The sequence below is a fragment of the Sphingobacterium corticis genome, from assembly GCF_042684745.1.
Classification (GTDB): Bacteria; Bacteroidota; Bacteroidia; order Sphingobacteriales; family Sphingobacteriaceae; genus Sphingobacterium; species Sphingobacterium corticis.
Window position 1 is genome coordinate 1 of sequence record NZ_JBHUMA010000007.1, and the last position, 19,784, is coordinate 19,784.

Annotated in this window: 16 protein-coding genes; 5 read left to right on the top strand and 11 right to left on the bottom strand. The window is 40.9% G+C overall.

Annotated elements, in window-relative coordinates:
• Nucleotides 1-118 precede the first annotated feature (118 nt).
• Nucleotides 119-295, bottom strand: coding sequence for a hypothetical protein (locus ACFSQ3_RS13220; RefSeq protein ID WP_380870040.1), 177 nt, complete (start codon nucleotides 293-295; stop codon nucleotides 119-121).
• 81 nt (nucleotides 296-376) lie between these two features.
• Here ACFSQ3_RS13220 and ACFSQ3_RS13225 point away from each other — a divergent pair, with 81 nt between their 5' ends.
• Nucleotides 377-1,537 carry a methionine aminotransferase gene (locus ACFSQ3_RS13225; protein ID WP_380870041.1) on the top strand — a complete coding sequence of 387 codons (1,161 nt, stop codon included), beginning with the start codon at nucleotides 377-379 and terminating at the stop codon, nucleotides 1,535-1,537.
• A 25-nt stretch (nucleotides 1,538-1,562) separates the two neighbouring features.
• Here the strand turns inward: ACFSQ3_RS13225 and ACFSQ3_RS13230 are convergent, their stop codons facing one another.
• The gene (locus ACFSQ3_RS13230) at nucleotides 1,563-2,564 is read right to left on the bottom strand and encodes a LacI family DNA-binding transcriptional regulator (RefSeq protein WP_380870042.1); all 1,002 of its coding nucleotides are present in this window, start codon (nucleotides 2,562-2,564) and stop codon (nucleotides 1,563-1,565) included.
• A gap of 148 nt (nucleotides 2,565-2,712) precedes the next feature.
• On the opposite strand from ACFSQ3_RS13230, the gene ACFSQ3_RS13235 reads away from it, so the two are divergent.
• From ACFSQ3_RS13235 to ACFSQ3_RS13245, 3 genes are all read left to right on the top strand, one after another.
• A complete protein-coding gene (locus tag ACFSQ3_RS13235; protein ID WP_380870043.1) occupies nucleotides 2,713-4,962 on the top strand; it encodes a GH92 family glycosyl hydrolase in 2,250 nt (749 codons plus the stop codon).
• A gap of 49 nt (nucleotides 4,963-5,011) precedes the next feature.
• Nucleotides 5,012-5,332, top strand: coding sequence for a DUF493 family protein (locus ACFSQ3_RS13240; protein WP_380870044.1), 321 nt, complete (start codon nucleotides 5,012-5,014; stop codon nucleotides 5,330-5,332).
• Nucleotides 5,333-5,479: 147 nt separating this feature from the next.
• A complete protein-coding gene (locus ACFSQ3_RS13245) occupies nucleotides 5,480-5,947 on the top strand; it encodes a hypothetical protein (protein ID WP_380870045.1) in 468 nt (155 codons plus the stop codon).
• An 83-nt stretch (nucleotides 5,948-6,030) separates the two neighbouring features.
• Here ACFSQ3_RS13245 and pnp read toward each other — a convergent pair whose 3' ends face one another.
• The 8 genes from pnp to ACFSQ3_RS13285 all read right to left on the bottom strand — a co-directional run bounded on the left by pnp (nucleotide 6,031) and on the right by ACFSQ3_RS13285 (nucleotide 17,730).
• Nucleotides 6,031-8,196 carry a polyribonucleotide nucleotidyltransferase gene (gene pnp, locus ACFSQ3_RS13250; protein ID WP_380870046.1) on the bottom strand — a complete coding sequence of 722 codons (2,166 nt, stop codon included), beginning with the start codon at nucleotides 8,194-8,196 and terminating at the stop codon, nucleotides 6,031-6,033.
• Nucleotides 8,197-8,367: 171 nt separating this feature from the next.
• A complete protein-coding gene (gene rpsO, locus ACFSQ3_RS13255) occupies nucleotides 8,368-8,646 on the bottom strand; it encodes a 30S ribosomal protein S15 (protein WP_380870047.1) in 279 nt (92 codons plus the stop codon).
• 109 nt (nucleotides 8,647-8,755) lie between these two features.
• Entirely contained in the window at nucleotides 8,756-9,967 is a 1,212-nt protein-coding gene (locus ACFSQ3_RS13260; protein WP_380870048.1) for an acyltransferase family protein, read from the bottom strand.
• A gap of 79 nt (nucleotides 9,968-10,046) precedes the next feature.
• Nucleotides 10,047-11,966, bottom strand: a complete 1,920-nt coding sequence (locus ACFSQ3_RS13265) for a SusD/RagB family nutrient-binding outer membrane lipoprotein (RefSeq protein WP_380870049.1) — start codon at nucleotides 11,964-11,966, stop codon at nucleotides 10,047-10,049.
• A gap of 19 nt (nucleotides 11,967-11,985) precedes the next feature.
• Nucleotides 11,986-15,105: a SusC/RagA family TonB-linked outer membrane protein gene (locus ACFSQ3_RS13270; RefSeq protein WP_380870050.1), complete on the bottom strand. Its 3,120-nt coding sequence runs from the start codon at nucleotides 15,103-15,105 to the stop codon at nucleotides 11,986-11,988.
• A 41-nt stretch (nucleotides 15,106-15,146) separates the two neighbouring features.
• The gene (locus ACFSQ3_RS13275; RefSeq protein WP_380870051.1) at nucleotides 15,147-16,286 is read right to left on the bottom strand and encodes an ROK family protein; all 1,140 of its coding nucleotides are present in this window, start codon (nucleotides 16,284-16,286) and stop codon (nucleotides 15,147-15,149) included.
• Nucleotides 16,287-16,550: 264 nt separating this feature from the next.
• Complete coding sequence (gene rimM, locus ACFSQ3_RS13280; RefSeq protein ID WP_380870052.1) at nucleotides 16,551-17,078, bottom strand: ribosome maturation factor RimM; 528 nt, start codon at nucleotides 17,076-17,078, stop codon at nucleotides 16,551-16,553.
• A gap of 124 nt (nucleotides 17,079-17,202) precedes the next feature.
• Entirely contained in the window at nucleotides 17,203-17,730 is a 528-nt protein-coding gene (locus ACFSQ3_RS13285; RefSeq protein ID WP_380870053.1) for a hypothetical protein, read from the bottom strand.
• A gap of 234 nt (nucleotides 17,731-17,964) precedes the next feature.
• Here ACFSQ3_RS13285 and ACFSQ3_RS13290 point away from each other — a divergent pair, with 234 nt between their 5' ends.
• On the top strand, nucleotides 17,965-18,882 hold the full coding sequence (locus ACFSQ3_RS13290) for a hypothetical protein (RefSeq protein WP_380870054.1): 918 nt from the start codon (nucleotides 17,965-17,967) through the stop codon (nucleotides 18,880-18,882).
• A gap of 27 nt (nucleotides 18,883-18,909) precedes the next feature.
• On the opposite strand, the gene ACFSQ3_RS13295 is transcribed toward ACFSQ3_RS13290, so the two are convergent.
• The gene (locus ACFSQ3_RS13295; RefSeq protein WP_380870055.1) at nucleotides 18,910-19,713 is read right to left on the bottom strand and encodes a DUF3575 domain-containing protein; all 804 of its coding nucleotides are present in this window, start codon (nucleotides 19,711-19,713) and stop codon (nucleotides 18,910-18,912) included.
• Between the last annotated feature and the right edge of the window lie 71 nt (nucleotides 19,714-19,784).

Below are 19,784 nucleotides of genomic sequence, written 5' to 3' on the forward strand. Positions count from 1 at the left end.
CGCCGCATCGCGCTTTGGCATCTTATGTTTTACTCTTGCGAGCTTAACCTTTCATTTTGTTTTCCCTTCCTCTCGGTTGGGATTGCAAAGGTAGGAAACTTTTCTAATCTTGCAAATTTTATTTGAAAATAATTTTGAAGATCTTTCCCTTCTGAATCCAGTCGTTTTCTAAGCCTATAGCCCAAAAAACTTCCTTTTTCCAACTTTTCACTACCGTTCCTCCCTTGCGGAGTGGTGCAAAGGTAGAAACCTTTTTCATTCCTCCAAAACCTTTTTTGCTTTTTGCTGTTACCAAAGCGCTAAAGCGCTGTAAAGCAAGGAGATTTTTTTACAGAGAAAATCATTTATATTCGCATTGCATTAATAACAGCACAATATGACATCAAAGGCGAAACGCGAATGGACTTCTAAATTGCCAAATACAGGGGGTAGTATTTTTTCAGAAATGAGTGCTTTGGCTCAAAAACACCAAGCAATAAACTTATCTCAAGGATTTCCGGACTACGCAATTGATTCCAAATTGATCAATTTAGTTAACAAAGCCATGCATGATGGGGCTAACCAATATGCTCCGATGCCCGGTCTTCCAGCCTTGCGGCAGCGGATTACCGAAAAATATCAGAGCTTTTATGATGTGAAAGTGAATTCCGAAAACGAAATCACCATCGCATCGGGTGCGACGCAAGCTATATTTACCACTATAGCCACGATTATACGACCTGGCGATGAGGTAATTATTTTCGAACCTGCTTATGATTGCTATCGACCGACTGTAGAGTTGTTCGGAGGAAAAGTTGTTCCGGTAAGCCTTTATGCGCCCAGCTTTCAAATCGACTGGAACACCGTTGAGCAATTAATCACGGAAAGAACGCGGCTGATCATTATTAATAACCCCGGAAATCCAAGCTGCACAACGCTATCTTCCGATGATCTATTTCAATTGCAGCGCATAGCCACCGAAAATGAACTTTTTGTTTTGAGCGACGAAGTTTACGAACATCTGATATACGATGAGCATAAGCATCAATCCGCATTACTATTCGAGGAATTACGGCAACGAAGTTTTGTCATCGCTTCTTTTGGCAAATTGCTCCACTGCACGGGCTGGAAAATGGGCTACGTCGTCGCTCCTCAAAATTTGACAACCGAATTTAGAAAAGTGCATCAGCAAAATGTATTCAGCGTAAGCACACCGATGCAACATGCTATTGCGAATTACTTGGACGACGCCAGCTATTATAATAAGCTATCGCAGTTCATGCAACGGAAGCGAGATTTGGTTCTTGAAGGATTGAAACATTCGCGATTCAATATGCAACCATCGGCAGGCACGTATTTCTTATTATTGGACTACAGCTTAATCAGCGAAAAATCGGAAAAGGATTTCGCACTCGAACTGATCGAACAGCATGGCGTTGCTCTTATTCCATTGTCGCCCTTCTACAATGAGCGCACCGAACAAAAGATGTTGCGCCTTTGCTTCGCGAAAGAAGATGACACATTGAATAAAGCGATCAAAATTCTCAACAAACTATAATCAAAAGAAAACTTAAAGCATTTAGCTACGCGACAACCGTAGAATCGCGTACTTTCAAATCACATGGCACAACAACGTGTTTCGCTTCTGCTTGCGGATTTCTGATTTGACGTAGTAGTACTTTTACCAGTTCTTCTGCTATCACTTCTATTTTCTGTGAAACAACAGAAATAGCCGGTTCGTGCAATTTAAAGATGGTATGATCGTCAAATGCGATCATTGCAGGCAACTTCCCATACTTTTTATGTACTTTCAATCCGGTAATAGCTAGATAATTTGTCGCAAATAATACTGCATCCAACTTATTATCTTCAATAAATTCGAAAATTTGGGCAATCGCGACATCTTCCTGTTCATCGATTTGGATCTTCTTAATATAAGCTTGTCGTTGATATTGATCCAAAGCCTTCATATAACCATCCATTCGATCGCGCATCTGGGTTTGATCGGAATATAAAGACACAAATCCGATTCGCTTGTTATCCGGATTTTCCAGTAAATGTTTGGTTGCTTTAAATGCTCCTGTAAAATTATCAGAAATCACATAATTGGTATCAACCTGAGGAAGATACCTATCGAAAAGAACGACAGGGACATTGTTCTTCAACAATTGACCAACTACTTCCTCCAAACCTTCAGTCGGCGTGATAATAAATCCATCCACCTGCCTATCATAAAACAATTGAATCAATTCTCTTGCCTTTACCGGATCATTGCCCATACTACAATATAATAAGTGATAGCCGCTGGCATAAGCAAACTCTTCGATATGCTTGGCAATGTTCGCAAAGAATAGGTTTGATATATCTTCTACCAATAAGCCGAGGATTTTCGTTTGCCCTGTGCGCAAACTTTGCGCTAATTGATTAGGTTTGTATCCTACCTTCTTGACATATTCCAACACGCGATTAGTCAGAGCATCACTGATGCGTTTCTCTTTGGCTTTACCATTCAATATAAAGGAAATTGTGGTCACAGAAACACCAAGCGTTTTAGCTATATCACTAATTAGGATTCGTTTTTTCATTTTTATTCAGGTTTTTTTCTAAAATATCATTTTTTTAGCAAAATTTTTAGCAGATGCACTTATAATTTACATTTAAATTTTGCTAAAAGGTTTTAATACTGGTCAATATAAATTTTGTAGATTTACGGTTCAATATTCCTAAACACAGATGTTAAGAAAATTAATTAAGCAAACTAGATTTATTTTAGTTGCTGCCGCAGCCATAACTACCGCGCAGGCGCAACAAAAGCCGACAGATTTTGTCGACCCATTTATCGGATCAGCCGAACATGGCCACGTATTTGTTGGCGCGAACGTCCCATTCGGAGGTGTCCAGTTAGGACCAACACAAATTGCACAAACATGGGATCAATTCAATGGTTGGGATTGGTGCAGCGGATACAATTTTAAGAGTTTAGACATACTAGGGTTTACACATACGCATTTAAGTGGAACAGGAATCGGTGATTTAAATGACATCATGATCGTTCCTGCAACTGGAGCGTTGAAGCTGAAGCCAGCAGAATTCGACAAAATGGAAACTGGATACGGATCGCATTTCAAGAAAGAAAATGAGGTTGCGAAAGCCGGATTCTATAGCGTGTTCTTAGACGATTATAAAATAAAAGCGAATCTGACCGCCTCGGAGCGCGTTGGATATCACCAGTATATCTACGAAAACACCGATAATGCTCACATTCTAGTTGATTTGGGTTTCCGCATGAATTGGGATAAGGCAACAGATACGTATTTAAAACAAGTTGATGAGACCACATTCGTTGGATATCGCTTTTCATCCGGCTGGGCGTCCGATCAGAAAGTATATTTTGCTATCAAAACTTCAAAACCCATCAAGGATGTCAAATATTTTGACGGCGATTTACCAAAAACCGGCTATCACGCTTATCGCGGTTTAGCTATTAAAGCAGCGCTATTTTTCGATGCTGCGAAAGACAACAAAATCGAATTGAAAGTTGGAATCTCTCCAGTAAGCACAGAAAACGCGCTCAACAATATCGAGAAAGAAATTGCTGACTGGAATTTCGAAAAAGCAACTGCATCCGCAACGGAAAAATGGAACAGCACTTTGGGTAAAATCGAGTACGATAGCAGCGAAGAACTTAAAAAGATATTCTATACAGCGTTGTATCACTCCTATTTCGCACCAACAATTTTTGATGATCACAACGGCGATTATATGGGAACCGATAAGCAAGTTTATCGAAATGCGGATTTCGTGAACTACACGATTTTCTCCTTATGGGATACCTATCGCGCGCTTCACCCGTTGATGACCATCTTGGAGAAACCGAAACGTACCTCCGACTTTGTAAAAACAATGTTGTCGATTTACCAACAACAAGGGAAGTTACCCGTTTGGCACCTTTGGGCAAATGAAACAAATACGATGGTCGGGTTGCCAGCTATTCCGGTTATCGCCGACGCGTTCTTAAAAGGTTTGGTCGATGAGAAAGATCATGAATTGCTTTGGGAAGCGGTAAAAACGACAGCAATGGGCGATGATTATGGTTTGAAATTTGTTCGTGAATTGAGCTTCATTCCTATCGATAGCATGGACAATGAATCTGTTGCTTGGGGATTAGAATATGCTATTGCCGATTATGGTGTTTATCGTATCGCGGAAAAGTTAGGTAAAACCGAGGATGCGGAATATTTTAAGAAACGATCGAAGTTATATGAAATCTATTTCGATAAAGATGAGCGCTTCTTTGTGGGAAGATGGGCAAACGGAGATTTCCGTCGACCATTCGATCCATTTATGGCCGAACACAGAAAAAACGATTATTGTGAAGGAAATGGTTGGCAATATTTATGGTTAGTTCCGCATGATGTAGAAGGATTGATGGGATTATTGGGAGGAAAACAAGCATTTATTGATCGTCTGGATGAATTTATTAACCTGCCGGAAGAATTGGATAATGCTTCGCCAGATATTTCTGGTTTAATCGGTCAATACGCGCAAGGTAACGAGCCTAACCACCACGTTCCTTATCTATTTGCGATGGCTGGCGCACACTGGAAAACCGCAAAATTAGTTCACGAAGCCATGATTCAAAATTATACGACTGCTCCAAATGGCCTGTGTGGAAATGATGACGCCGGACAAATGAGCGCTTGGTATGTATTTTCTTCGATGGGATTGTATCCGGCAAATCCGATGAGCGGCGAATACGTTTTGGGTTCTCCACGCATGAAACAAGCGACAATCAACTTGCCGAACGGCAAAAGCTTCACGATCGATGCAAAAAACCAAAGCGATAAAAACATCTATATCAAATCCGCAAAATTGAATGGTAAAGCGTTGAACCGCGCGCACATCACGCACGAGGAATTGACTAGCGGAGGTAAATTGGAATTGGAAATGAGTGCTAAACCAAACAAAAAGTTTGGCAACTAAGCTAAAAGAAAGCTATACTTGTTATTGAAACCCTTGAGGAAAGATTATTATGGCAGATTTTAGCAACATCAATATCCAAGATATGGAAGATGGGAAAGACAAAGATTTCTATCAAAACTTTAAAGAGAAATTGATTGACGTAGAACAATTTCCAACCGTTTATAAGTTCAAATTTATTGTAAAAAGTGACCTGAACAAAGAACCGGAAATTGAAAAGATCTTTACCCATACCAGCTCCAAGTTTTCTTTTAAAGAATCTAGCGGAGGAAAGTATAAATCGATTACCGTAGAAACTTTTGTGAACAACGCCGACGAGGTCGTCAATTACTACAAAGCCGTTTCGCGGATCGAATCCGTTATTATGCTTTAGAAAATTGAAAGCTATTAAACAAATAAGGCTCGCCAATCGGCGAGCCTTATTTGTTTACTTGTAACGCTTTTACCTCAACTACTTTTCAATTACAATAGCTATCTTAAGCAAGTAATCCATTTTTCTTGACAACATGAGATTGAAGGCATGAAACACTACAAAAAAGCCATAGCTATTATGCTTAGCATATTGGCTATTGCAGGTTTATACGAACTTGGCAGAAGAAGAGTTGGTAGCTTTGCGGGCAGTCATCCATTTGGTGAGGAATGGACAATACAACGACCTATAGATGATGTTAAATCGAAGTTAACTAAATTGCATCAAGCAAATCCCAAACTCTTTAGAGATACTGCCAAGTTAACTTTCACAAACTCCCATTCCAATATAAAACCAGATAAAGAACGAATTCATTTCTACTATGCAGATAGAAATGAAGACGTTAAGGTTCTCATCAGACAATCGGTCGATTGTAAAAACTGCACGGACATAGTTTTGATAAGTTTTATAAATAGAAAAGATGGTACAATGCGATTAATGAACCGAGATTTTAACTGGTTTGCTAACGAACGTGAAATCAAAACTTTTGAAGAGAGAATTTTAAAGTACATTAAATAATTATTTCTGTTTATAAATTCCACAGAAACAAAAAATGCTCGCCGATCGGCGAGCATTTACTATTTTAAGCTAAGATTAACCTATTACTCTGCTGGAGTGTTTGGCGCATCTGCTGGTTTTTTATCTTCGCGCGGAGGACGAGGAAGAAGTGCTTTGCGAGAAAGCTTCAACTTACCTTGTTTATCCACATCCAATAATTTAACCTTCACGATTTCACCTTCAGTGAATACGCCGTCCATATTTTCTAGACGTTTCCAGTCGATTTCAGAGATGTGCAATAAACCGTCTTTACCCGGCATAATTTCTACGAAAGCACCGAAAGCCATGATAGATTTCACTTTCCCTTCGTAAACTGCACCGACTTCTGGTTTAGCAGCAATCGCTTTGATACGTGCTAATGCTGCATCAACCGCTTCTTTATTATCTGCGAAAACTTGAACGATACCTTTGTTATCCACTTCTTCAATAGAAATAGTTGCACCAGTTTCGCGTTGCATTTCTTGAATGATTTTACCACCTGGCCCAATCACCGCACCGATAAATTCTTTATCGATCGTAATAGAAACCAAACGAGGAGCATGCGATTTGTAATCTTCACGAGGAGCAGTCAACGTTTTGTTCATCTCACCTAAGATGTGTAAACGTGCTTCTTTCGCTTGATCCAAAGCTTGCGTCAATACCTCCCATTTCAAACCATTGATCTTCAAATCCATCTGACAACCAACAATACCTTTTGCTGTACCAGTCACTTTAAAGTCCATATCTCCCAAGTGATCCTCATCACCTAAGATATCCGAAAGGATTGCATATTTTCCTGTTTTCTCATCGCTGATCAATCCCATTGCGATACCTGAAACTGGCGCTTTGATTTTAACACCCGCATCCATCAAGGCCAATGTACCCGCACAAACGGTAGCCATGGAAGAAGAACCGTTAGATTCCAAGATATCAGAAACGACGCGAATAGTGTACGGATTTTCGTCTTGCGCCGGAAGAACTTGTTTCAATGAACGCATTGCTAACGCACCGTGACCCACTTCACGACGACCTGGACCTCTATTTGGTCTGACTTCGCCAGTAGAAAATGCTGGGAAGTTATAGTGCAAGATGAATTTGTTGTATCCATTGATGAACGCTCCATCGATCATCTGCTCATCATCTTTACTTCCTAAAGTAACCGAAGTTAGAGATTGAGTTTCACCACGTGTGAAAACTGCTGAACCGTGTGCAGCTGGCAAATAATCTACTTCTGTCCAGATCGGGCGAACTGTTCTTGAGTTACGACCATCCAAACGAATACCTTCATCTAACAACAAGTTACGTACCGCATCGTACTGTACGTCGTGGAAATATTTTTTTGCCAAGAATGCGGTATCTGCATCGATTTCTTCTCCTAAAGTTTCGAAGAAAGCTCCGCCGATAGCCGAGAACTGCTCCGAACGATCGTGTTTAGAAGAACCTGATTTTGCTACTGCGTAAACTTGATCATAAGTTGCTGCGAAAATTGCTTCGCGCAATTCTGGATTGGTTGGCTCGTGGCTGTATGTACGTTTTTCCGTTTTGCCCACTTGCTCTGCCAAGGCAACAACTGCCGCAACTTGTTTTTTGATTGCATCATGTGCAAAAGCAATTGCTTCCACCATTTCTGCTTCAGAAATCTCGTGCGCTTCACCTTCTACCATCACGATATCTTGTGCAGAACCCGCTACGATAAATTCCAATGTTGCTTTTTCTAAATCGGAACGAACTGGATTGATTACCAATTGGCCATCAATTTTCGCTACGCGAACTTCAGAGATAGGACCGTTGAATGGAATATCGGAAACTGCTAAAGCTGCAGAAGCCGCTAAACCTGCCAACGCATCTGGCATCACTTCTTTATCTGAAGAGATCAATGAGATCATCACTTGCGTATCTGCGTGGTAATCTTCTGGGAATAATGGACGCAATGCGCGATCCACGATACGAGAAATCAACACTTCGTAGTCTGATAATCTTGCTTCTCTACGTAAAAAACCACCTGGAATACGTCCGGTAGCTGCATATTTTTCTTGATAATCTACAGAAAGTGGAAGAAAATCCACGCCTGGTTTAGCCTCTTTGGCTGATACCACTGTTGCCAACAGCATGGTATCTCCTTGTTTCAACACTACTGAACCGTCAGCTTGTTTTGCCAACTTTCCAGTAGAAAGTTCGATCTGAGCACCATTGCCCATATCGATGGTTGTTTTGATTTCGTTATAACTCATTTTGTGATCATTATGGTATGTTTTCATCATGGCGACATACCGACAATTTTAAAACTTTTATTTCGCCACAAATGTACACTAAAAATCGGTATGTTACTGATTTTGGGGCACCCTAAAAATGAAAAAGCCATTCGAAAATTCGAATGGCTTTTGTTTTGTTTTTACTAAAACTTATTTGATGATCTCACGTAAGCCTAAGCCTTTGATGATCGCACGATATCTATTGATATCTTTTTTGTGCAAATAAGCTAACAATGAACGACGTTTACCTACTAACATTTGTAGAGAACGTTGTGTATTGAAATCTTTTCTGTTTTTTTTCAAATGCTCAGTTAAGTGAGCGATTCTTTTAGTAAATAATGCAACTTGTCCTTCTGCAGAACCTGTGTTTGTTGCTCCACCTCCGAACTCAGCGAAGATTTCTTCTTTGTACTCTTTACTTAAATACATTCTTGAATAATATTAAAGCGTAAATAATTTTATTAATTGCGTGCAAAGATATGGATTTCAGTGATAACTATCAAAACTTATTCACGTGTTCTTCCTTACGGAGAATGACTTACACTTTAATGTAGATTTTCTTTCGATCCAATAAGAAACAAATCCCCCACATCAAACCTAAAAAGCACAACGAATAAAAGAACGAACCTAGTTCTGGAGGTCCGGGCAAAAGAGCACAAATGTTTTTGTAGAACCAGGCTAATGGCGTTGTGTAGTCGGTATATCCATCTTCGTTGAAACCTCGCGGAATGCGAATGAGTCCGGATATACGCGGTAACACACCGCTCAGTACAAAGATGAACAGAGGGTTCTTACCAAAAACGTCAAAGAAGCGAGTGAGCCCGTTACGAACGTGTTGCAGATCTGTAAACCAGATCACCGTTGCCAAAGTCATGATCGCTAATGCAGTTGTGTACAACACATAGGAGCTTGTCCATATTTTTTTGTTGATCGGGAAGCCCAATGACCATATCCAACCTAAAACAAGCAAAATAAATCCAGTGACCATCAATCCAGAAATCAGCTTGAAGGGCAATTCCTTGGATTCGGGCACGCGCTTCCATAACCATGAAACAGCTCCGTGATTACGGATAAATAAACCCGTCAAATAGCCAAATACCACCTGAATAATTGCCGGCAATGTGCTGGCAATACCTTCTGGATCGAATGCAACACCTTCTCCTTTATACATATGCGCCATGCCAACCAAGGCCTTATCGACATCCGTTCCAAACCAACCTTCTAAAGAGTATGGATCACCCTGCCCTAATAGCGCACATAGCGCCCAATATCCAAACAATAAAACCGTAGAAACGAAGATTAATGGTTTCGGTCTCAGATAATAGGCAAGAATCGATGCACCTAGATAAGCTATCGCAATGCGCTGCAATACACCGAAAATTCGAACGCCTGTTTCCGGTTTCGCACTATTTACCCATTCCTTAAATACCAATCCGTTTTCTGACCAAACCACAAAAGGAAACCAACTCAGACCTAAGCCAATCAAAAAGATGAGCACCGCCCGCTTCAACACTTTCTTCCAAAACACCGCAGCGCCGGCTTCCTGCAAACGTGGCATCACAAAAGCCATCGCGTTTCCGACGGCAAAAAGAAAAAACGGAAATACTAAATCTGTCGGCGTACAACCGTGCCAAGCAGCATGTTGCAACGGAGCAAACATATGCGACCATGAGCCGGGATTATTTACCAAGATCATAAGCGCCACCGTGGCACCGCGAAAGATATCTAAAGAATAGTAACGTTGTTGCATGAAAGAATAATCGTAATGGCCAGTGCCCTAATATAAAAAAAATCCCCAGCGATTGCCGGGGATTTCAAGATGTTTAACCTTATTGCTTTTTGGCCCACCATAGCGGGGTGAGTACCGCATCTGGTCCACCAAGCGCTTCGACGGCTTGTACATACCCTCTTCTGTTGTTGTTGATTAACGTCGAAGGATAATTTACACGCTGCGGAAAGAACTTGACACTACTAGTCATGTAATTACTTGCGTTCAGATCTGGCATAGTAACGATAGGTTGTTCCACAGCTGGATTTTCAAAGAAAGGCAAGCCTAAACGACGGTGGTCACTCCAAGTTTCCAAAGGAAGATATGGATTTTGCGCAATATACTTTTGAGTAATAATCTTGGTTAACAAATCATTGCGTACAGCGCCGTCTTTGTACAATGTATTCGAAGGATATCGAATTTGCACCGTACCTGCGACTCCTGTTTCACCATTTACATATTGCATAGCGTGCGTGTTACCTGGTTCCGTGGTGTGAGCCCAACTTACTGAAGTTCCAACACGATTGTAACTAGTGCTTGATAAGTACGCGTCAGCATGAGCTGATAAATTCCAATAGGCAAAGTTGGATCTTACTCCTGCTTCGTATGCTGCTTGTGCCGCAACTGGCACTGTCCATCCACGAACTGCCGCTTCCGCAATTAAGAAGCTTGACTCCCATTCAGCAAAAAATATGCGATCATTAGTCCCATTTCTGAATTTGTTCGCCAAACGAGGCATCGTTCCTGGCCAAGATCTCACCTGATTTCTAGACCCTTTAGCCGCCCAATCTCCGGGAGCAAAAGCATTCCAAGTGAACGCTGCATCGATCTCTTTATACACGGTTGTACCATCGTTGCTCATCAAATTACGTTTCGTACCACGAGCAGTAGCCTCATCTGGATAAAAATTAAATTGCGAGCTACTAAAATCGCCAGGAAGAGCGAAACTAGCGTAAGCGCGTGGGTCAATTACACTTGGCAAACCATCTAACCAATATCCTGCAGAAGGATCATTAGTCATCGTTGCAAAGTGATTTGGGTAGTGAATACCGATGTAATTTTCTGGCTTGATATAGCTTGCATAAGATGCCCCTAGAGAAGTCGACGTATTAATGCCGCCAAGCCCTAAGTATAAATTATTTAAGGTAGAGCTAAGTATGAATGCATTCCAAGTCCTTGTCATGACACCTGCTAACGGGCTCCAAGCCGTTCCCAATTCCGCTACTTTAAATTGCTCATCTGCCGTGGTGATATGCGGTTTAGAAACCGCTGCTTCAAATTCGCTACGAGCTTTTGCTGGATCTACCTCCGACATGCGCATCGCTAGCCGCATACGCATGGAATTAGCATATTTCTGCCATTTCGCAAAATCGAAACCATAAGCAGGATCGAATCGACGTGTATCGGTAGGCACTGTCACGGAAAGATCGAGCGCTTCGCCTGATTCTCTAAGCTCTGTCAACAAATAATTATACACATCCTCCACGCTAGAATAATTCGGATTCTCACCCTGCCAACCATCCAAAGGGATCGGTCCGAAGGTATCACTTAATTCGCTCATCAAATACGCACGCCAAATTCTTGCCACTTGTAACATATTGTTCGTATAGGAAGTACCAGTTCCGGCAGCCATTTTTTCGTTAGCTACGGTTATAGCACTATTGGCACCTGCTAACCATCCAGACATGTAATCTCTTCCGAAATAGTCGGACGACCAACCATCGTTATATGCTCCAACCGAAATTCCACCTCCTAATTGCTGGCGACCTGCCGTTTTCCAGTAAAGGACAAATACCCGTTCAGCAATATGTGGGTTTTGTTGGGCTCCTACTATGGAGCCATTAATGAAATATTCTACCTGTACTTGCTCTGAATTAGCTCCATTCGGGTCGATATTCATTGCTTCAAAATCTTTGCAGGATGAAAACAACGCTAATGTAGCTAGCGCAGATATCATTCCTTTTTTTATAATCAATTTCATAGTAAATACGCTTTAATTGTTAAAAACCTAAGGCCACACCGAAAATAAATGAACGCATCGTCGGAGGAGCTCCGTTCTCAAATCCAATAGCATTGGATCCAGTTGCAAATGTAGATTCTGGATCAATACCTTCCGTTTTGCTATGGATCATCCAAACATTGTTGCATGAAGCAAAAATACGTGCATTTTGGAAGACAGATGTTTTACCAAGCATCGTTTTAGGGAAGTTATAACTCACTTGCACATTACGAAGACGAACATTCGTAGCATCTCTCATGTACTCCTCGTGAATACCCAAATTAGTTGCTGTAGAAATCGCGTTGAAGTATTGCTGAGGAGTTACCGAAATTTCATTCTGTGTGTAGTTGCCATTAGACCCGATTACACCAGGAACCACAAATGATTCTCGTGCGCCGTCAATGACCGTACTTTCTCCCGTTCCGGAGCTATGCATGCCGCGAAGTGTGCCCAAATACATCATTCCGCCAAAACGTGCATCGATTTGAAACGATAAACCGAAATTTTTATATGAAAAGTTATTGATTAAACTAGCCATTTCGCGCGCCTGCTGCTGTCCAAGGAAAGAAAGTGACTCTGCTTGCTGAGGAAGACCTTGCGCAGTTAATAAAAGCTGACCGTTGTATTGACTATTTGGATCGTCTACTCGACGATATTTATATCCCCAGATTTCTCCGAAACCTCCTCCACGACCTTGCGCATTAAATTGAAGGTTATCGTATCCACCAATAGGATATTGATCAACTTCGAAACGAGCAGCGACATCGTTAACGGTATTCTCATTTCGGCTTAAGTTTACGGTTGCATCCCAGCGGAATGAGCTTTCGCGAGCAATTAAATTTGCATTGACAACAAGCTCAAAACCTTTGTTTTGGATATCTCCACCGTTGATTCTACGAGCCCTAAACCCGCTCGAAGGATCTAAAGGTAAGTCGATGAGTTGGTGAAGGGCATTGGACTTGTACCACGATAAATCTAGAGTCAATTTGTTATCGAATAAACGAACTTCTCCACCAAATTCCAAATTGCGAATAGATTCGCTACGTACCGTTTGGTCGTAGAATACAGGAAGTGGGTTGTTTGTTACGTTACCATTAGGATCCGCCCCAATACCGTAGGTATTGTAAAGCTGATAAGGTCCCATATCATTACCTACTTGAGAATAAGCGGCACGGAACTTTGTGTAGCTAAGCCAAGAAGGCAATGAACCACCCGCTTTTTCTATATTTTCACTTAGTACGTACGATAATGTTACTGAAGGATAGAAAAATGATCTATTATCAGGATGCAAAGTAGACGTCCAGTCATTTCTGAATGTCGACTCTAAGAATACAAATGAGTCGTAGTTAATTCCAACCGATCCAAAAACCGAATTGATTTTTCTTTCAGAAAATAAAGGTGAGATACTTGGAGCACCTACAGAATTACTTGGAGAGAACAAATTTGGAATTTGTAATTCGCCTACATTGACACCCAATCCATCTGACGTTTGATGCATCAAGTTACCACCTAAAGTAGCATTCCCACCAAATTTTCCAAAAATATTATCTTTTTGAGCGATAAATAACGCTTGATAATTGGTCTCTTTGAATGTGTTTTTTCCATTACTGAAACTACCATTAACAGACTGAGGTCCGCCAGCACGTGTGCGTGATTGTGTGCTATTGGTGTACATATCCGCCCCTGCTCTTAACTCACCCTTTAACCAATCTGTAAATTGATATCCTAACGCTCCGTTTAACAAAAAGCGATCACGTTGATCTTCATTGCGTTCATTGTTCAATTTCCAATACGGGTTAAAATCTACCGCGCCGCCTCGATACCAAAGCATCTGACCAAATTCATTTACACTTTCTTCAAAATCTCGGATATCCAATGTTCTAGGCATCATTTGTAAAGCGTAAACGTTACTCCAGTCGCGGCCATTGATTGGTCTGTTGACCCCTTTCGTGTTACTGTACTGTACTTTGACATCTGTCGACCAACGATCATCTGCACCGAACTTGGTTCCCATACGGGTCGTTAAATTAGTACGTGTGAAGCGGTTAGTTGGTAAAATGCTCGTGTTATCTAATCGATTTATCGACGTGTAGACGCTAGTATTCCCATATTGCTGCTGCAAAGCGATGTTATGGTTTTGCGTCGTTCCATTCTGCAAGAAAGCACCTAGGTTATCTCTAGCTGCTAATGTTTCTTGTTCACCATTCCACTTTGTAACTGTTTGTCCCTCGATACGAGGTCCCCAACTCGTGGCAACATTTGGGTTAAAAGCACCAGCTTCGCCTTGTCCAAATATGTTTTGGAATTTTGGTTGCATGAAAATGGTTTCAATCCCCATGTTGGATGATGCCGTAATACCTAGACCGGCTTTTGTACGACCAGATTTGGTGGTGATTAAAATTGCACCATTACCTGCACGCGTACCATAAAGCGCCGCCGCTGTAGGCCCCTTCAATACCGACATGCTTTCAATGTCATCCGAGCTAATATCCCCCAAACCATTTCCCATGTCAAGCCCAGCTCCGAAATAACCATTTTCTGTCGTTCCTGTGAAGTTATTCATTGGAACACCATCTACGACGATTAATGGCTGGTTATCGCCAGTTAATGAGCTAAATCCTCGAAGGATAATTTTGGCAGAACTACCAGCTCCATTACTCGAACGCGCCACTTGTAGACCGGCCGCCTTTCCAGAAAGCGCATTGGCTAAGTTTGCCTCGCGTGTATCCGCTAATTCGGAACCTTTAATTTCTTGAACTGCATATCCTAGCGATTTTTTCTCTCGTTTGATACCCAAGGCAGTCACCACTACCTCGCCGATATCGCCAGTATCCTCGCTTAGCAAAACGTCTTGCTTATTGGAAGTCACAAGAACTTCTCTGCTAGCATAGCCCAAACGTGCAAAACGAAGTGTTGCACCATTTGCCGCCTGAATGCCGTAAGATCCATTGGCATCCGTCTGCGCTTGCAGCGATGTGCCCGATACACTTACCGTCACGCCAGCCAAAGGCCCATTTGCGTCTGTCACCCTCCCAGTAACAGTTTGCTGTGCAAAAGCGGTTGAAACGCTGATTATCAGCATCAACAACACATTGCAGCATGTGATGTAAAATTTACTCATGTCAATTATTGTTTTTGGTGTAGTTAATTCTCTTCTAATTATTATAAAAATGCATAATCTGCATGTTCAATCGCAAGGCATGCTCCGCCCAAAATCTGTGGATTTTCTACTTCCGAAACAGAAAATTGCGTTTGCATGCGTAACCGCTCAATGGTATATTTTTGTAAGCTTGATTCTATTGGTTTAGTAATAATTTCATCGAGTAGTGCGCCGCGCCCACTCAAAATAATATGCTCTGGGTTGATAAGGTGGATTAATGTAGCTAATCCCTTTCCTAAGCCGTACGCGATGTGATCGATCGCCGATAATGCTAACGAATCCTTCCTTTTCGATGCATCGATTAGTGATTCGCCCGTAATATAGCCTCGAGTTTCCATGCATTCTTGCAGTGCGGAGTTTTCTCCACGCTTAATTGCATCTGTCGCATAATTAATCGCTGATAAAAGTGATGCTTCCGCTTCCAAGCATCCACGCTTGCCACAAGAACAAAGCGTATTTCTATCCGATAAAGGAATGTGGCTGAACTCGCCGGCAAAGCCACTATGGCCACGAAAGAGCTTTCCGTTGATGATCATTCCCAATCCAACACCCCAGTTGAGATTGACCACCATGACATCCTTTGATATTTGATAGCTGCCGAAATACTTTTCGGCGATTGCGATTGTCGCGGAGTCATTCTCAAGAATAGTTTGTACGCCAAATTCTGCTTCTAGATTTCTTTTTATATGATGAAATGGGTTGGCTTCGTCGTAGGACATATTGATTCCTTGCTCAACGTGTACAAATCCTGGCGATGAAACGCCGATAGCGAAAACTTTCCGATTGTCAACTAAAGCAAGCACCTCTCGAATGAGCGACAGCAAATTGACATACGCATCATTCTCATTTAACGGATTTCTGATGGTTCGAATGTCACTAAAATAGCTATGATCAAAATTTAGCAAAGCAGCGCTACAGTAATACTGATCAATCGCTATAGAAAGGATTAAAGGTAATTTCTGAAGATTTAAGCTGTACCTCAAAGCAGGTCTTCCGCCCGTAGAAGGTCCTAAACCTACAGATTCTGCAAGTCCTTCAGCAGCCAACTCATTGATCAATTTTGTAGTGCTAGGAATGCTTCGATCGATGCTCATAGCGATCTCGCTCACAGATTGTAAGGAACGAAAGCAAAGGGCTTTCATAATTGAGATCTTGGTTTGGTTCACTAAATTAAATTCTTAGCAACAGTTCGTAATTCTCTAATAATAGGTTGTAACAAATCTATTGATAAAAATGAATATTCAAAGCAACTATTTAAATTTTTTAAAAAGTTTCAATACCGTTAACGGGAAAATTGAAAAATCTAGAGGTTCACTTCCGATCGAAAACGACAAATCAATCAAGTAAGATAGTTTGATAACACACATCGCAAAAAAATCCTCAACGATTGCTGAGGATTTTAGAGACTACATTTCTTTATACAATTCGACCAAGCCTTCGGGAAGCGTCACGTCGAGTATTTTATCTTCTGTATTGATATTAGCAATAAGTTGATCTGTTAATGGAAACATCAATTCCTTTCCTTCCATATCTACTGTGGCGATGAATTGCTGTGGCAACTCCTGCACGGCGGTTACCAAACCCAAGTTACCATCCACCGCATCAACCACTTCGAAGCCTACTAAATCAGAATAACGAAAATCATCCGGATCACGAACCGGCTTTTTATCATTCGATAGATACACTTTTTTACGAATCAAGACCTGCGCTTTATCGATGTGATCCACATCCTCTAAATGCACGTATGCAGTACTATTATTCTGCAACTTGATCTGATCAACAAAATAAGGAACCAACTTTTTATTGATTTCCACAAAGATGACATCCAAATCCAGCTCTTTATAATCCTCAAATTCAAAAAAGAACTGCAGTTCGCCTTTTAGTCCACGCGTTTTAGAAATGTATCCAATATAAAATGACTCCTCGATATTCATGTCGCAAAAGTACGGAAGTTAGATTTAATTAACGTTGGTTGGTTTCGAAATCTGGAAAAACTATCCTTGCAATATTCCATCATAGCGATTCGAAAAACATTTCTTTAAATAAATCCGTTGCTCGTTAAGAGATCCAAACCTCAGTCGATTTCACGGACTTCCAAGAGTTCTTCGATTTTCGGAAAAGCATCACCTTACCTACCCCAGCTTTATAGTCCGAAACTTTTTCAAAGTATATTAATGCTTGAGTTTCGTCCTTATTAAACCCGATCTTCGAAAACGTCAACATTCCATTGGCTCCTTTGTACTCCTCATAGAACTGACCCCATCCGCCCCCTTCACTGAACATTTTAGATACAGCAACAGAATCTATAGAAGCGACTCTCTCATCAAAAGTAATCCAGCGATTTATGGAAACACTGTTTTTGTTTGCGGTTATAAATGCGTCAAAAGTTTCTCTTTCTAGCTCCACCAACTGTGTCTTTAAATAGTCGAAATTATAATCATTTATAGACCAAGCTGATGTCGATCCCTTCAACACAATCAACTGCGATCCGGTATACTGATTTAAAACAGCAGAATAAATTTGTTTATTCGCATCGTCTTGGATTCCCCAAAAGCTTAAACAAATTATTAGAAATAGTTTTGACATTGGCTGATAGTATAATTTTACTTATTAAAAATAATATATTTGAATATAACGACTTTCCATCATAAATCATCAAGCCACCGTCCGAAATTTGTGAGATCTTCGACATAAATTTAAACTATTGATTCATCAATTAGCAGACTTCAGAATCTTATCCTCTTAGCATACATTCTGAGCAATCCATTAATCAACAAAATTCACTACCTTGCTAATTATCACACTATCCATTTATCGTCCATGAAGTCAAATCTATCCTTTTTCTTACTCGCCCTAGTAGCTCTTGTTACGATCACATCATGCCAAAAAGAGCGAACAGCACCAACTTCATTATTGGAAGACCAATTTAAAGACATGACCAGGCATGGCGGCATTTCCGGTAATATTAAAATACAAGCACCATCTGATTGGACGGTGGACTACGTGAAGTTGGAAAACGAATCGCTTATCTTAAAGGACATTTCCGATGCAGAGTTTCGTGTTATTAATACCGATACCGTTGTCGCAAAGAACGGCTGGTTCCGAATGGCAAAATCAAGTCACGGAGACAGTTTATTTATCGATTTAAAAGAAAACTTCGAAAACGTGCCTCGTATTCTAGTCATTGGATTGAAAGCTAATGGCAAGGAAGAGGAAATGCGCATCACGCAACATCGTGGAAAAAGCTATAAGATTATCGATAAAAAGATTTCGGAAATTGATAGTCTTCGAAGAATTTATGTCAGTAGTCATCAATGTAAACCTCAAACATTTTCTAATTACACCTCAATCCCGCAAAAATTTAGCGATAGAAATGTCTTCTGGGACGTTCAGCATTCCTCTATATTCAAAAGCGAAGATTATGGAGCGTTTCTTTGGATGTCGGAAAGAGATTCTACGCTTATGATGGAGGATTTAATTATTGACGGCACCATTGTATGGACTGGACGTGTTAGTTATAGAAATGGCACAAGCAACACACCGTATCAGCGGGGAGCGGTGATCGAAACACAGGTAAACCCAAATGAAACAATAACTTTAAATGGCGAGGTAAAATATGTTGAACGGACTAGCCATTATGTATTTACTATTCAAAACGAAGAAGCAGGAAATCAATTCGAAATAACAGGAACTTGGAAACAAACTGTCCCAATTAGCTCGACCTTACTCAGAAATTAGACGACATAAGAATTACCTATAATGATGCTAAAACCGATAAGCAATGGACAATCCCGCACGCACGGCAGCCCATTTGCTACGTTGCACATCTACCTTGATACCATTACCATCTACCGTATAATCCGTTTTTATAGACAATGGGAAATCTCTCAAATCCTGTTGCAACTCTGCTAAGTCCTCGCGAATAGCTTGCTGCTCTTGTTCATTAAGTGCAACATTTCCAGCTACGCTACCACGCCCACTACCAAAACTAGGGCCAATAATTCGCCAATCTAAATACCATTTCTCAGCCAATTTAAAGTTTGCACCTATGGAAGCCCCTCCTGTAAATGAACGAACGCGGCCTGTTAGCGGAATGGTTTCATAGCGCTCGTAAACGAGTTGCCCCATATAATTGAAATTGATATCCAAATCATAAGGAGCTGTTGCGCCGAAACTCGCATATCGAACATAAGGCGCCACGTAAAAACCGCGGAATGGGCCGCGCTTAGAGGTGTAAAAACGAACCTCCGGTGTAAATGAAAAACTAGAGCTTTTAAAACCATCTATCATATCTGTAAAATCTCCATCATTCGCAAAGCCCTTTATAGCTGAACGAAAAGGGATCCGACTATTTGGACGCCAACCCAACTCAGCACCCACGGAAATCCTTTCAGTAATCAAACGTTCATATTCTACACCAAATTTTCCTGCAAACAACGACAAAGCATTTAGTTTTATTAAATTAGGTTGTTCTACCACTTCACGTCTTTGAGCAGACACACTAGCTGGAGCGACCATAAAAATTACCGTCAAAAATGAAATAAAAAAGATGGAAAGTAAGCGATTCATATCATATAGTAGTTAGTGTCCACTGAGTATCGAAAGAACAAATATAAAACCAAAATTTTCTTTTATAAAGA